This is a genomic window from Mesorhizobium sp. CO1-1-8, assembly GCF_020164875.1.
GTDB lineage: Bacteria > Pseudomonadota > Alphaproteobacteria > Rhizobiales > Rhizobiaceae > Mesorhizobium.
The window spans coordinates 1-13,766 of record NZ_JAIUGZ010000003.1 but is presented as its reverse complement, the minus strand read 5'-3'; the positions used below and the strand labels follow the sequence as shown (position 1 = coordinate 13,766).

Sequence of the window (13,766 nt, the reverse complement as noted above, 5' to 3'; positions counted from 1 at the left end):
GACGCGATGCTAAGTGTTCTTGAAATCGGGTTTTTTCTTTTCCAGGAAGGCAGCCATCCCTGCCTTTTGATCGTCCAGCGCGAACATGGAGTGGAACAAACGCCGCTCGAAGCGCAATCCTTCGGTGAGCGTCGTCTCATAGGCGCGGTTGACGGCTTCTTTGGCCATCATGACAGCAGGCAGCGAGAAATCCGCGATCCTCGCAGCCGCCTTCAGCGCCTCCTCCAGAAGGTCGGCGGCCGGCACCACCCGCGAGACGAGACCGCAGCGCTCGGCTTCCGCCGCATCCATCATCCGGCCGGTCAGAATCATGTCCATCGCCTTGGATTTGCCGACAAACCGGGTCAGCCGCTGCGATCCGCCCATGCCGGGCATCACGCCGAGCGTGATCTCCGGCTGTCCGAATTTGGCGCTATCGGCGGCGATGATGAAGTCGCACATCATCGCCAGTTCGCAACCGCCGCCCAATGCGTAGCCCGAAACGGCCGCCAAAATCGGCTTGCGGGTGCAGGCGAAGTCATCCCAGCCCGAAAAAAGATCGCCGAGATAGACGTCCATGTACGATTTGCACTGCATCTCCTTGATGTCGGCGCCGGCGGCGAAAGCCTTTTGCGAGCCGGTAAGGACTATGGCGGCGACGGCCGTGTCGGCATCGAATGCCTTCACGGCCGAAAGCAGTTCGGTCAGAACCTCGGAGTTCAGCGCGTTGAGCACCTGCGGACGGTTCAGGGTGATCAGCCCGACCTTGCCTCGCGTCTCGACCAGGATCGTCGTGTACGTCATCAGCCCTGCGCCTCCCGGAAGAACTTGATGATGGCAGAGAAATCGTCGTCGCCATGGCCGAGCTTGTCGAATAGGCCGTAGAGTTGGGCTGCCTGCGCGCCGAGCGGCGTGGTCGCGCCTGCGGCAAGGGCGGCTTCCTGCGCGAGCCTCAAATCCTTCAGCATCAGTGCGGCGGCGAAGCCCGGTTTGTAATCGTTGTTGGCCGGCGAGGTCGGCACCGGTCCCGGCACGGGGCAGTATGTCGTGAGCGACCAGCACTGGCCGGACGAGGTCGACGCGACGTCGAACAGCGCCTGATGCGACAGGCCGAGTTTCTCGGCCAGCACGAAGGCTTCACCGACGCCCGCCATGGTGATGCCGAGGATCATGTTGTTGCAGATCTTGGCGGCCTGTCCGGAGCCGCCATCGCCGCAATGGACGATGCGCTTGCCCATCTTCTGAAGGATCGCCTCGCCGCGGTCGAAAGCCTCCTTCGCGCCGCCGGCCATGAAGGTCAGCGTGCCGGCAGCCGCGCCGCCCGTACCACCGGACACCGGCGCGTCGAGCGATATCGAGCCGGCCTTGGCGGCGAGTGCATGCGCCCGGCGTGCGCTTTCGACATCGATGGTCGAGCAGTCGATCAGCAGCGTGCCGGCTTCGACCAGGCCGGTGATCTCGGTCCAGACCGATATGACGTGCTTGCCGGCCGGTAGCATGGTGACCACGGCGCTGGCGCCGGTGAGGGCGTCGGCCACCGTCTTCCTGACCGCCACGCCGTTACCGCTGGCCGTGTCACGCGATGCGGCTGCGAGGTCGAAGCCCTGGACATTGTATCCGGCCTTGACAAGATTGGCTGCCATCGGGCTGCCCATATTGCCCAAACCGATGAATGCGATAGTGTCCGTCACATATTCCTCCCTGAGTGCTATGCGGCAAAGAGCGGCGTTAAGGATGGTTCCAGATACGCGTCGACCATGTCATCGGTGACAGCGGCAAGGCTGTCCGGCGACCAGTTCGGGGAGCGGTCCTTGTCGATGACAGCTGCTCTTATGCCTTCGTAGAAATCCCTCGTGGACAGGATTTTCCCGGCGGCGGCAAACTCGCGCTCAAGGCAGGCTTTGAGCGTGGAACTGGTGCGGCCGAGCCTCAGCAAACGCAAGGTGAGCTTGAGACTGAGCGGCGACTTGGTAAGCAGCACGCTGCGGGTTCCATGCGCAAACGCGCTGTCTTCGGCGTCCAGCGCGGCAACGATCGCTTCGAGGCTGTCATGAGCGAACAGGCGGTCGATTGCAGCGCGGTTCGAGGCGGCAGGCGGCGACGGCTGCGAGAAGCGTTGCAATGCCGTATCGATCTCTTCCTGCCCGCTGCCGCTCGGCAAGGCCGAGAGCGCGTCGACGAGAGCGGCAAGTTCGGCGCTCGGCACGAAGACATCCGCAAGCCCGGCCTCGATCGCGTCCGCTGCTCCGATCTGCTCTCCGGTCAAGCCGAGATAGGTTCCGAAGTCGCCCGGCCCTCGCGACAGCAGCCACGTTGCGCCGATGTCCGGAAAATATCCGATCCCGGTTTCGGGTAGGGCGAGGCGCGTTCGCTCCGTCACGATGCGATGGCTGCCATGCGCGGAAACGCCGACTCCTCCACCCATGACGATGCCGTCGATGATGGCGATGTAGGGTTTTGGGAAACGGCTGATGGTGGCGTTGAGAACGAACTCCTCCCGCCAGAACGTCACGGCAAGATCGGTGCCGGCGCGGCCGCTTTCGTAGATGGCGCGGATATCGCCGCCGGCGCACAGGCCACGGTCGCCTTCGCCGCTGACCAGCACTGCGGCCACGGCCGGATCTTGCGCGAAGTTGTCCAGCGCCTTCCGCATGCGGCGCACCATGTCCAGCGTCAGGCTGTTCAACGCCTTCGGCCGGTTCAGCCGCAGCCGGCCGATCGAGCCGACGCGTTCGACGATCAATTGCGGCTCTACCGCCGCGATTTCTGACGTACCCATTACTGCTCCACCGTCAATTCTTGCCGATGACCGAACGGGCTATGATCAACCGCATGACCTCGTTGGTGCCTTCGAGGATCTGGTGAACCCGCAGGTCGCGGACGATCTTCTCAACGCCGTATTCGGCGAGGTAGCCGTAGCCGCCATGCAGTTGCAGCGCCTGGTTGGCGACTTCGAAGCAACGGTCGGTGACCAACCGCTTGGCCATGGCGCAAAGTTTGGTTGCATCGGCGGTCTTTGCCTCCAGCGCCGAGGCGGCGCGCCACAGGAACGTGCGCGCGGCCTCCAGATCGGTGGCCATGTCGGCGAGCCGGAACTGCAGCGCTTGGAAATCGGTGAGTGCCCGGCCGAAGGCGCGCCGCTCCCGCATGTAGGACAGTGCCTTGTCGAACGCCGCCTGCGCGCCGCCGAGCGAGGCTGCCGCAATGTTCAGCCGGCCACCGTCGAGCCCGGCCATGGCGATCCTGAAACCGTCACCCTCGGCGCCCAGCCGGTTCGCCACTGGTACGCGCGCGCCATCGAGGATGAGCGCCCGCGTCGGCTGCGCGTTCCAGCCCATCTTGTACTCGTTGGCGCCGAACGACATGCCGGGTGTGTCGGCCGGGATCACCAGCGTGGAAATGCCTTTGGGGCCGTCTTCGCCCGTGCGCACCATGACGATGTAAAAGCCGGCCGCGCCCGCTCCCGAAATGAACTGTTTCGCTCCGGTCACGACATAGTGGTCGCCGTCGCGCACCGCGCGCATCTTCAACACCGCGGCGTCGGAGCCAGAGCCAGGCTCGGTCAGGCAATAACTGCCAAGCGTCTCCATAGAGACCATGTCTGGCAGCCATTGCTGCCGCTGCTCGTCATTGCCGAAGCGGTCTATCATCCAGGCGCACATGTTGTGGATCGACACATAGGCGGCGATGGACGGACAGCCCGTGGCCAGCGCCTCGATCGTCAGCACCGACTCGATGCGGCCGAGGCCTGTGCCGCCGACATCGTCGCGCACATAGATGCCGCCCATGCCGAGCGTGCCGGCCTTGCGCAATACGTCGACAGGAAAGTGCTTGTTGCGATCCCACTCGATCGCCAGCGGGGCAATTTCATCGGCGGCAAAGGTCCGCGCCATATCAACGATGGCTTCCTGCTCATCGCTCAGACTGAAATCCATGAATCCTCCCACGGGCAAGGGCCAGGGTTGCACGAAATCACGCACCACGATACGGGTGGTTTTCCGCGATCGTTGTGCAGGAATTCACATGGAGGACGCGTTTGACTGGGATTTGCTGCGGTCTTTCCTGGCCGTCGCGCGAGCCGGTAAGCTGACCGCGGCCGCGCGCAGGCTGAAGATAGACCACTCGACGCTTAGCCGGCGCATTTCCGCGCTCGAGGCGTCGCTCGACACAAAACTCTTCAACCGGCAGCTTTCGGGCTATACGCTTACCCTGCAGGGAGAGAAGCTGCTCGCCCGGACCGAGGAGATGGAGAGCAGCGTCGTTGGCATCCAGAACGATGTTGCGCCTGAGAACACGCAGGTGTCCGGGGTGGTGCGGATCGGCTCGCCCGACGGCTTCGGTACATCGTTCCTGGCGCCCCGCATCGGCGAGTTGGCGGGCCTGCACCCGAACCTCGATATCGAGCTGGTGGCGATGCCGAGAAGCTTCAGTTTGTCGAAGCGAGAGGCCGACATCGCGATCGGCCTCTCCCAGCCGTCCTATGGGCGGCTCTACGCCCGCAAGCTGACCGATTACGAACTCGGCATCTACACCGCCCGCGATATCGGCACCATCCGCGCGGATGTCGGAAAGGTCGAGGACCTTTCTCGCCACCCTTTCATCAGCTATATCGACGACCTGATCTTTGCCCCCGAACTGGATTATATCCCGTCGATCTCCAAAGCCATTGCGCCACGTCTGCGCAGTTCTAGCCTGATCGCGCAACTGGAGGCCGCGGCAGCCGGCGCCTGTATTGCCGTGCTGCCCTGTTTCCTAGCCCACCTGGACAGCCGGCTCATCCGTCTGCTGCCTGACGACGTACGGCTCACCCGCACCTTCTGGATGATCGTGCATTCCGACATGCGCGATCTGGCCAGGATAAGGGCGACGATGGAATTCATCGCCGAACGCGTGCATCGCGTCAGAAATCTGTTCCTGCCGTCTGGGTAACCCTGGTCCGTGATACAGCCGCGCCAATCCAGGCAGTTTGCCGATGCGGAGATTCCGTCCTGTTTCGCGACAATGCTCTTATCTTCCCCGCGCGGACGGGGTTCGAGCAGTTCGCCTCGCCAGGCACGTCGCGTCAAACACGATTCATGGGTCGCGCTTCGGCTTTTTGGTGATGCTTTGCCTTGGCCGGAATCGCTGCACGCTTTTGCTCGCGCATGCATTGGCGTTGGCGCGATGCCGTCAAACGCATATCAGCAGATAGTGGCTTCGATAGAAAGATCGCGCCGGGAGGGATTACATGCAGGCCGCTCAGGGCCGCTGGACGGCGCTCGCCTGTGCTGGCGGCCGGCTCCTGATTCAACCCTCCCTCGAACCGTTGCCGCAGGATCGCAGCGGGGAGACTTGCACCCATGCGCATGCCATGAAGGGCGCCCTTTGCTCAAGGGCGCCCTTCGCATCGTCCGGTCCGGGGAGTACGGACCAAAGCACTCCGGAGGAACCGTCGATTGATCGCCGGATATCCCGCCGGCCAATGCTGGCTCCGGGGGATATGTCAGCGCCCGCAGCGAACCACGGGCGCTGTGAGCCGGTTGCTTAGAACGAGCGCTGGAAGCGCAGCACGCCACCGATGCCATCGGTAGCAGCCGCGTGCCAATTGCTGGACGCCTTGTTGAAATAATCGGCTTCGGCAATGACCTTGAAGCCTTTGACGATTTCATAGGAGACGTTTGCCGCGACAGCGAACGTCTTGCCAGCGTCATAAGACAGCTGGGCGTTGAGCGATGTCTTCGGCGACAGCGTGTAGGTGCCACCACCCCAGACCGCCCAGCTGCCCTGCCAGTTCTTGTAAAAGTTGACGCCTTTGTTCGGGTCGGAGAAGTCGGCCTTGTTGCCATAGCCGGCCATCAGGAACAGCGATAGGGCATCGGATGCCTTAACGTCGATACGGGCCTTGCCGGTGAAGGCTTCGTAGTTGCTGTCGTAGCCGACGACGCCGCTGATCGAACCCCAGGACTGGGCATACTTCAGGCCACCGGCGACGTGTGGAACGTAGCTGTCGATGGTGTTGGCGCCAGCACCTTCTTCGAACGAGACGACGGCCGAGAGACCATTGCCGGCGTCGAAATAATAGCTGATCAGGTTCGTGTCGAGCGCGCCGTAAGGCACGATGGTGTCGTCGATGACGTTGGCGGCATAGCCTAGGAAGCTTGAGAACGTCGAATCGTCCCTTCCGACGCGCAGGCCACCGAGCTGGATCCAGGCGAAGTTCAGCGTGACGGCCGAGTTGACAGCCTGCCAGCCGTCCGGATTGGCCGCAACGGCATAGTCGCCTTTCGCGTTGCCGAAGTTGAAGCGAGTCTCGGTGTAGGTCTTGAGAGTGCCGAGCTCGGTCTCCTGGCCGGTCCAAGTCTTCAGGTTAAAGCGGGCGCGCTTCCAAAAGGTGTCGTTACGGTCGCCGGGGTTCAGATGATCCGGAGCATTCAGGACGCCTTCGCGGTCGCCGACGCCGATGTCGTAGCGGACATAGCCCCCGATGCGCAGGCAGGTTTCGGTGCCGGGAATGTAGAAGTAGCCGGCGCCGTAGACGTCGCAGATCTTGACGTATTCGGCGGGTTCCGGCTCGGCGACGACGCCGGCGTCGGCAGCGCGTGCACCGGAAACTGCGACGAGAGCCGCAGCGGAGCCGACAAGAAGGCTCTTGATGTTCATTTTGATCTCCACTCAAAAGATAAAAAAGAGGGTCAGGTTTATCCTGGCTGAAAGACAGCATCCCCCCAGTCCCCACATACGAAAAAGACGCGCGTCGCGCTGCTCTCTCGTAGCTTTACTGCTACCCGCAATTCAAAATTGTTCAAGATAATGACTTCTGTATCGAGCGTAAAACTCTCGATCTTTCTCACCATATGGAATGTAAGTTGCGATAATGTCACAAAAGGTCAAACATAAGTTGGACTAACAGCGCAAATTATACACACTATACAAACCGTACAATTTGCACAAACGTTTAGGGAAACGGCATCGTTTCTACATAGCCCCGCCGAGCTATGCGAAGACAGCTTGTTGGTATCCGACAAATTGGTGCTGCCGCCCGCCCTAAGCGGGTGCATGGATTTGCGGTCGATCTTGTCAGTTCGGCTTGATCGAGGAGAAATCTAGTGCGGCCAAGATGACGTCTTCAGTCAGATCATGCCGGAGCATCTCCACGGGAACACGGCCGCCGAGCAGAGCCGAAGGGCGGGTCAGCCAGTCCCAGGCCAATCTTGGGTTGGGGATGAAAGAAAGCACCTGACGTATTCCCGGCGCCGGTCTGCCGTCGATGAACTGGTCGAGCGGGAACACATGCTTGCGTGCGCCTTTCCGCAAGGCGATCACGTCATTGTGCCGTTGCCACCAATGTAGGGTCGATCGCGGTATGCCGAAGTGTCTTTCCAGATATGTCGGCCCCGCAACCTGCCCCGCCCAGTCCTCGATTCGCACGGAACCGAGTTGCTGATCCTGCGCTTTTGGAACCGTGCACCGGTGTTCGTACTCCGCTTGCGCCACAGAAAGAGCCGCGGCGGACGAGCCGGCATCGAACTGGCGGGTCCGGGTTGCGAGCCGATGGACAAATTCGGAGGCCAGTTCCGACAAGTCGTAATGGATCGCCTGCTGGCGCGTAGCCAAGGGCAGATCAGCGGCCACAAGATTGCAGGTCGCCATGCGCGAGGGGGCTGAACTGTGTGCTTTAATGATCTCATCGCACTGGCTGAGAATGCGCCCGACTTCCTTGGCAACCAGATTCGAGAGCTCATCTTGGCGCGCGTCATTTCCAAAACTGAATGATTTAGTCATGTGTGGCACCCCCTGCCGCGCATAAGCCCGTTTTGATTTCCTTGTGCGATCGAACTACAATCCACGCCATGTCTGGACACGAGAGACGCGGGGCTTGGTGGCTAAAACGATGGGCGGTGCGAGCGCCACATCGCGGTCGACCAAACGCTGACCCACATTTCGGGTGCTAGGGGCGCACCGATTGTCCTCCTGGCCATCGCCAAGCACTGACCATCAGTGATCCTTTTCACGTCGTTGTGATGGTATGCTTGGAGCTTCGAAATTGGCTTTTTATCTTTGGGCCTTTTCCGTGTAAAACCAGCAGGATCTTTCTTGGTCTCGTCGTTGGTCGAGCGATTGTTCTGTAGAGGTTTTTGTTGGCAAAGCGGATGTGGACCGTATCAGGGGTGCGAACGGCGATCTGATATCCGGGGGTTGCGCGAACACGTGGCCGACGAAGCGCGTCAGCGATGGCGCGCCATCGAAGAGCTCTCCACTACTGGCGATGACCCGCGCATCCTGTCGAAGGACATTGACCACAGTGCGGAAGGTCACGACTCTATCAATATTCTATTCTCCAGGAAGGATCGAATGAACGCGCTTCAGGCAGCGCAGCGTGAAACTCGACCGCGAATGGCGGATGCCCGGAACCTTGTAAAGCTTCTTGCGCAGAAACTCTTCATAGCCCGCTGTCCCGTCGACGGCCACTTTCAGCAGATAGTCGTACTCGCCCGTGGTGAGATAGACCTCCAGAATTTCCGGCATCGATGCCATTGCCTGGCCGAATTTTTCGAGTATTTCGTCGTCGTGGCGATCTAGGGTCACCTCTATGATGACAGTTTCCGCCGCACCCAGAAGGCGCTGGTCGAGAATCGCGACATATTGGGTAATGAAGCCGTCGCTTTCGAGCCGCCTGATCCGTTGCCAACACGGACTGGGCGAAAGACCGACGCTTTCCGCAATCTGGTTATTGGACAGGCGGGCGTTTTTCAGCAGCAGTTTTAGGATCTTGCGATCGATGGCGTCGAGGGGTTTCATGCGGGTCCAAAAGTGTGTCGCGTTGAAAGCCTTAATGCCGAAAGGATCGTCTGCAGTCCAGCCCAGACGAAGAAAAATTAGAAAGCACATTTCGCTGACGTGGGCATATCCTTCTAAGGGAGAGGTGAGGGATGCTTTTTGCCCAATTTCAATCGAGCGACCCGTTCGATCACGTAGCGCGTATGCTGGGTCAGTTGGAACGGATGGGCTTTTCACTCGAGTCCATGTCCGTGCAACCCAGCAATCGCGGGCTGTCGGAAATCAGGGTGGTTTTCGAGCCAGCTGGGCTTCTCTCGCCGGACACCTTCGCTGACCGGATCGCCCAGTTGCGGGGCGTTCATGCTTTCCAGCAGGGTCAGATCCAAATCTGATGACGAAACCAATACCAAGGCAAGGCGCCGGCGGTGCGGAGTCTTGGCGGAATTCCGAGGGGTCCATGGCCGCGCAAACGACGCATCTTTCACTCACCGTTCCCGAACCTTCCGTCCGGCCGGGTGATATGCCTGATTTTTCGGGGATGCAGGTTCCGGAGGCGGGATCGGTGCGGAGGCCGCCTGTCGACGAGCGCCCGGAGAACATGCGCGATCTCGCATTCACCATCGTTCGCGTCCTCGACGATACCGGTGACGCGACGGGACCTTGGACGCCTGACTTGTCCGTCGCGGAGTTGCAGGCAGGCCTACGCCACATGATGAAACTGCGCGTGTACGATGCCCGCATGTTGATCGCGCAACGCCAGGGCAAGACCTCGTTCTATATGCAGCATTTGGGCGAGGAGGCGATAAGCTGCGCCTTTCGCGGCGCCTTGCTGCCTGGCGACATGAACTTCCCGACCTACCGGCAGGCAGGACTGCTCATCGCCAGCGGCTATCCGATGGTGTCGATGATGTGCCAAGTCTACTCAAACGACGGCGACAGCGCCCGTGGCAGGCAATTGCCGGTGTTCTACTCGTCGAAGGAACACGGTTTCTTCTCGATCTCCGGCAACCTCGCCACTCAGTATATCCAGGCGGTGGGATGGGCTATGGCCTCGGCGATCAGCGGCGATACGCAAATTGCTGCCGCCTGGATCGGCGATGGGTCGACCGCGGAAAGCGACTTCCACGCGGCGCTGGTGTTCGCATCGACCTATAAAGCGCCGGTGGTGCTCAACATAGTCAACAACCAGTGGGCGATCTCCACCTTCCAGGGCATAGCGCGCGGCGACGCGCAGACGCTCGCCGCGCGCGGCCTCGGCTTCAACATCCCGTCGCTTCGGGTCGACGGCAACGACTATTTGGCTGTTCGCGCCGCTGCGGATTGGGCTGCGGAACGGGCCCGAAGGAACCTCGGTCCGACACTCGTCGAATACGTCACCTACAGGTCGGGCGGCCACAGCACCTCGGATGATCCGTCCGCATACCGTCCCCGCGACGAAGGCAGCGCCTGGCCCCTCGGCGACCCCGTCATGCGGCTGAAAACACATCTGGTGCGCCTCGGAGCGTGGTCCGAGGAACGGCACGTACAGGCTGAGGCCGAGTTTCTTGAGGAAGTGATCGCCGCGCAAAAGGAAGCCGAGGCCATCGGCACTCTCCACACCGGCCGGCGCCCGTCGGTCCGGGATATATTCGAAGACGTCTATGCTGTTATGCCGCCCCACCTGCGGCGGCAGCGGCAGCAGGCAGGGGTCTAGACCATGCCGCGCATGACGATGATCGAGGCAATCCGCAGCGCCATGGATGTCATGATGGAGCGCGACAAAACCGTTGTCGTCTTCGGCCAGGACGTCGGCTATTTCGGCGGCGTCTTCCGCTGCACCCAAGGGCTCCAGGCGAAATATGGCAAAGCGCGCTGCTTCGATGCGCCGATCAGCGAGCTCGGCATCGTGGGCGCCGGCATCGGCATGGCCGCCTATGGGCTGAAGCCTTGTCTCGAAATCCAGTTCGCCGACTATATGTACCCCGCCTTCGACCAGATCGTCTCGGAGGCCGCGCGGCTGCGCTATCGCTCCGCTGGCGAGTTCACTTGCCCGATCGTCGTCCGGATGCCGACCGGTGGCGGAATTTTCGGTGCTCAGACGCATAGCCAGAGCCCGGAAGCGCTGTTCACCCACGTTTCAGGCCTCAAGGTCGTCGTTCCCTCCAATCCGCACGACGCCAAGGGATTGCTGATTGCTGCCATCGAGGATCCCGATCCGGTGATCTTCCTTGAGCCGAAGCGCCTATATAACGGCCCCTTCGACGGCCATCACGACCGGCCGGTGACGCCGTGGTCGAAGCATGAACTCGGGGAGGTCGCCGACGGCCATTACACGGCGCCGCTCGGCAAGGCCGTTGTGCGCAGGTCCGGCGGCGCGGTTACGATCCTAACCTACGGCACGATGGTTCATGTCGCGCAGGCCGCCGCCGAGGAGACCGGTGTCGACGCTGAAGTGATCGATCTGCGCACGCTATTGCCGCTCGACCTCGACGCCATCATGGAATCGGTGAAGAAGACCGGGCGCTGCGTGGTGGTGCATGAGGCGACTCTCACCTCCGGCTTCGGCGCGGAACTGGCAGCGCTGGTTCAGCAGCACTGCTTCTACCATCTCGAGGCTCCGGTCGCCCGCGTCGCGGGATGGGACACGCCCTACCCGCATGCGCAGGAGTGGGACTATTTTCCCGGCCCCGCTCGCGTCGGCCAGGCCCTGCTCGAAACAATGGGAGCCTGAGATGGGCGAACACGTCATCAAGCTGCCCGATGTCGGCGAAGGCGTCGCCGAGGCCGAGCTGGTCGAGTGGCACGTCAAGATCGGCGACATCGTGCGCGAGGACACCGTGCTCGCCGCCGTGATGACCGACAAGGCGACGGTTGAAATCCCGTCGCCCGTCGACGGCGAAATCCTGTGGCTGGGCGCCGAGATCGGCGACACGGTGGCGATCGGTTCGCCCATCGTACGGCTGAAGGTGGTGGGCGAGGGCAATGCAAAGCCGCAGGGCGGCGAGACGGAAGCGGCGGCCACCGAGCCTCCGGCAAAGCTCCCGACGCCAAAGCCCGAGACCGCCGCGCCGCCGGCGCCGAAGCCGCCACCAAAGGCTGACGAGCCGAAGGCGAAGCCGGCGCCAACATCCGTCGTTTCGAAAGGCACGGCACGGCCGTCCGTCTCCGGCGCGCCACGCCCCGAAGGTGAAAAGCCGCTGGCCTCGCCGGCGGTCCGGCTGCGGGCCAAGGAGGCTGGTATCGATCTGAGGCAAGTTGCGGGAACCGGTCCGGCCGGCCGCATCGGCCATGAGGATATCGAGGCGTTCCTGGCACGCGGACCGCAGGCGGCCCGGACATCCGGCCTGGCCCGCAACGATACGATTGAGGACATCAAGGTGGTCGGGTTGCGGCGCAAGATCGCCGAGAAGATGACGCTGTCCAAATCGCGCATCCCGCACATCACCTATGTCGAGGAGATCGACGTCACCGCGCTGGAGGAATTGCGCGCCGCGCTCAACAAGGAAAAGCGGCCGGGCGTGGAGCGGCCGAAGCTGACGCTGCTGCCGTTCCTGATGCGAGCGATGGTCAAGGCGATAGCGGACCAGCCCAATCTCAATTCGCTGTTCGACGACGAGGCCGGCATCATCCACCAGCATGGCGGCATCCATATCGGCATCGCCGCGCAGACGCCGTCGGGGCTGGTGGTACCTGTCGTCAAGCATGCCGAGGCGCGCGACATCTGGGAGTGCGGCGCCGAAATCATCAGGCTGGCCGAAGCGGCCAAGTCCGGCACGGCGACGCGCGACGAACTGTCCGGCTCGACCATCACCATCACCTCGCTCGGCGCCATGGGCGGCGTGGCGACGACACCGGTCATCAACCATCCGGAAGTGGCGATCATCGGCGTCAACAAGATGATGGTGCGGCCGGTGTGGGACGGCACCCAGTTCATCCCGCGCAAGATGATGAACCTGTCGTCGGGCTTCGACCATCGCGTCATCGACGGCTGGGACGCGGCGGTGTTCGTGCAGCGGATAAAGGCGCTGCTCGAAACGCCGGCGCTGATCTTGTTGGAGTCTTGATGCGATGAAGGAAATCTCCTGCAAACTGCTCATCATCGGTGCCGGCCCAGGCGGCTATGTCTGCGCCATCCGCGCCGGGCAGCTCGGTATCGACACCGTTATCGTCGAGGCGAGCAAGCCCGGAGGCACCTGCCTTACCGTCGGCTGCATTCCCTCCAAGGCCTTCATCCATGCCGCAGAGGAATTCGAGAAAGTCAGCCATTTCGCCGCCGGCGGAGCGCCGCTCGGCATTACCGTGTCGGAACCGAAGCTCGATCTCCAACGCACCGTGAAGTGGAAGGACAGCATCGTCGACAGGCTCACCAGCGGCGTTGCTGGCCTCCTGAAGAAGGCGGGCGTCAAGACCGTTCAGGGCCGGGCCAAGTTTCGCAACGGCAAGACCGTCGAGGTCGAGACTGAAACTGGCCCGCAGGTCATTCGCGCTGAGACGATCGTTATCGCCACCGGCTCCGTGCCGGTCGAGCTTCCGTTTCTGCCGTTTGGCGGCTCTATCATATCCTCCACCGAGGCGCTTTCGCTCGACCAGGTGCCGCGGCAGTTCGCCGTCGTCGGAGGTGGCTATATCGGGCTGGAACTCGGCATCGCCTTTGCCAAACTGGGCTCCAAGGTGGCGGTGGTAGAGGCGTTGCCCCGCATCTTGCCGCTATACGACGAAGAATTGTCGAAGCCGGTCGCCAGAAAACTCAAGGCGCTCGGCGTCGAGGTCTTCACCAGCGCGAAGGCAAAGGGCCTCGATACCAAAGCCGATGCCTTGCTATTCGAAACTGCCGACGGTGCGGAGATGCACCTGCCGGCCGACAAGGTGCTGGTGACGGTCGGCCGCAAGCCGCTCACCGAGGGCTGGGGACTTGAAGAGCTTTCGCTCGATATGGCGGGCAAATTCCTCCGCATCGACGACCAGTGCCGCACTTCGATGCGCGGCATCTTCGCCATCGGCGACGTCACCGGCGAGCCGATGCTGGCGCACCGGGCGATGGCGCAGGGCGA

The 13,766-nt window shown here is 62.1% G+C and carries 13 protein-coding genes; 6 read left to right on the top strand and 7 right to left on the bottom strand.

Translation table 11 applies throughout. The features are described from left to right. Nucleotides 1–9: 9 nt before the first annotated feature. The 4 genes from LB558_RS06515 to LB558_RS06500 are packed head-to-tail and all read right to left on the bottom strand — an operon-like array spanning nt 10 to nt 3,914. Nucleotides 10–783 (bottom strand): enoyl-CoA hydratase, encoded by a 774-nt coding sequence (locus LB558_RS06515; protein ID WP_224696776.1) that lies wholly within the window; start codon nt 781–783, stop codon nt 10–12. After that, nucleotides 783–1,634, bottom strand: a complete 852-nt coding sequence (mmsB, locus tag LB558_RS06510; protein ID WP_412033447.1) for a 3-hydroxyisobutyrate dehydrogenase — start codon at nt 1,632–1,634, stop codon at nt 783–785. The genes LB558_RS06515 and mmsB overlap by 1 nt, the downstream gene beginning before the upstream one ends. Before the next feature lie 53 nt (nt 1,635–1,687). Beyond that, nucleotides 1,688–2,758 carry an enoyl-CoA hydratase/isomerase family protein gene (locus LB558_RS06505; protein WP_224696774.1) on the bottom strand — a complete coding sequence of 357 codons (1,071 nt, stop codon included), beginning with the start codon at nt 2,756–2,758 and terminating at the stop codon, nt 1,688–1,690. A gap of 13 nt (nt 2,759–2,771) precedes the next feature. Beyond that, nucleotides 2,772–3,914, bottom strand: a complete 1,143-nt coding sequence (locus tag LB558_RS06500) for an isobutyryl-CoA dehydrogenase (protein WP_224696773.1) — start codon at nt 3,912–3,914, stop codon at nt 2,772–2,774. Between the two features lie 55 nt (nt 3,915–3,969). Between LB558_RS06500 and LB558_RS06495 the strand changes: the two genes are divergently transcribed. Then, nucleotides 3,970–4,908: a LysR family transcriptional regulator gene (locus LB558_RS06495; protein WP_224696772.1), complete on the top strand. Its 939-nt coding sequence runs from the start codon at nt 3,970–3,972 to the stop codon at nt 4,906–4,908. Between the two features lie 594 nt (nt 4,909–5,502). On the opposite strand, the gene LB558_RS06490 is transcribed toward LB558_RS06495, so the two are convergent. The 3 genes from LB558_RS06490 to LB558_RS06480 form a co-directional block, all read right to left on the bottom strand. After that, on the bottom strand, nt 5,503–6,618 hold the full coding sequence (locus LB558_RS06490; protein WP_224696771.1) for a porin: 1,116 nt from the start codon (nt 6,616–6,618) through the stop codon (nt 5,503–5,505). Between the two features lie 417 nt (nt 6,619–7,035). Continuing rightward, entirely contained in the window at nt 7,036–7,740 is a 705-nt protein-coding gene (locus tag LB558_RS06485; RefSeq protein ID WP_224696770.1) for an antitoxin Xre/MbcA/ParS toxin-binding domain-containing protein, read from the bottom strand. 549 nt (nt 7,741–8,289) lie between these two features. Then, a complete protein-coding gene (locus LB558_RS06480; RefSeq protein ID WP_224696769.1) occupies nt 8,290–8,757 on the bottom strand; it encodes an Lrp/AsnC family transcriptional regulator in 468 nt (155 codons plus the stop codon). 131 nt (nt 8,758–8,888) lie between these two features. On the opposite strand from LB558_RS06480, the gene LB558_RS06475 reads away from it, so the two are divergent. From LB558_RS06475 to LB558_RS06455, 5 genes are all read left to right on the top strand, one after another. Continuing rightward, nucleotides 8,889–9,128: a hypothetical protein gene (locus tag LB558_RS06475; RefSeq protein WP_224696768.1), complete on the top strand. Its 240-nt coding sequence runs from the start codon at nt 8,889–8,891 to the stop codon at nt 9,126–9,128. A 65-nt stretch (nt 9,129–9,193) separates the two neighbouring features. Beyond that, nucleotides 9,194–10,429 carry a 3-methyl-2-oxobutanoate dehydrogenase (2-methylpropanoyl-transferring) subunit alpha gene (locus LB558_RS06470; protein WP_224696767.1) on the top strand — a complete coding sequence of 412 codons (1,236 nt, stop codon included), beginning with the start codon at nt 9,194–9,196 and terminating at the stop codon, nt 10,427–10,429. A gap of 3 nt (nt 10,430–10,432) precedes the next feature. Next, nucleotides 10,433–11,446: an alpha-ketoacid dehydrogenase subunit beta gene (locus tag LB558_RS06465; protein WP_224696766.1), complete on the top strand. Its 1,014-nt coding sequence runs from the start codon at nt 10,433–10,435 to the stop codon at nt 11,444–11,446. A 1-nt stretch (nt 11,447) separates the two neighbouring features. Beyond that, nucleotides 11,448–12,779, top strand: a complete 1,332-nt coding sequence (locus LB558_RS06460; RefSeq protein WP_224696765.1) for a dihydrolipoamide acetyltransferase family protein — start codon at nt 11,448–11,450, stop codon at nt 12,777–12,779. Nucleotides 12,780–12,783: 4 nt separating this feature from the next. Beyond that, on the top strand, nt 12,784–13,766 hold a 983-nt coding region (locus LB558_RS06455; protein ID WP_224696764.1), incomplete at its 3' end, for a dihydrolipoyl dehydrogenase family protein.

Excerpts from the sequence above, each read along its gene's own strand:
- LB558_RS06465 (WP_224696766.1), top strand. The coding sequence starts at position 10,433 with ATGCCGCGCATGACGATGATCGAGGCAATCCGCAGCGCCATGGATGTC.
- LB558_RS06475 (WP_224696768.1), top strand. The coding sequence starts at position 8,889 with ATGCTTTTTGCCCAATTTCAATCGAGCGACCCGTTCGATCACGTAGCG.
- LB558_RS06460 (WP_224696765.1), top strand. The coding sequence starts at position 11,448 with ATGGGCGAACACGTCATCAAGCTGCCCGATGTCGGCGAAGGCGTCGCC.
- LB558_RS06485 (WP_224696770.1), bottom strand. The coding sequence starts at position 7,740 with ATGACTAAATCATTCAGTTTTGGAAATGACGCGCGCCAAGATGAGCTC.
- LB558_RS06515 (WP_224696776.1), bottom strand. The coding sequence starts at position 783 with ATGACGTACACGACGATCCTGGTCGAGACGCGAGGCAAGGTCGGGCTG.
- LB558_RS06480 (WP_224696769.1), bottom strand. The coding sequence starts at position 8,757 with ATGAAACCCCTCGACGCCATCGATCGCAAGATCCTAAAACTGCTGCTG.
- mmsB (WP_412033447.1), bottom strand. The coding sequence starts at position 1,634 with ATGGGCAGCCCGATGGCAGCCAATCTTGTCAAGGCCGGATACAATGTC.
- LB558_RS06470 (WP_224696767.1), top strand. The coding sequence starts at position 9,194 with ATGGCCGCGCAAACGACGCATCTTTCACTCACCGTTCCCGAACCTTCC.
- LB558_RS06505 (WP_224696774.1), bottom strand. The coding sequence starts at position 2,758 with ATGGGTACGTCAGAAATCGCGGCGGTAGAGCCGCAATTGATCGTCGAA.
- LB558_RS06490 (WP_224696771.1), bottom strand. The coding sequence starts at position 6,618 with ATGAACATCAAGAGCCTTCTTGTCGGCTCCGCTGCGGCTCTCGTCGCA.
- LB558_RS06500 (WP_224696773.1), bottom strand. The coding sequence starts at position 3,914 with ATGGATTTCAGTCTGAGCGATGAGCAGGAAGCCATCGTTGATATGGCG.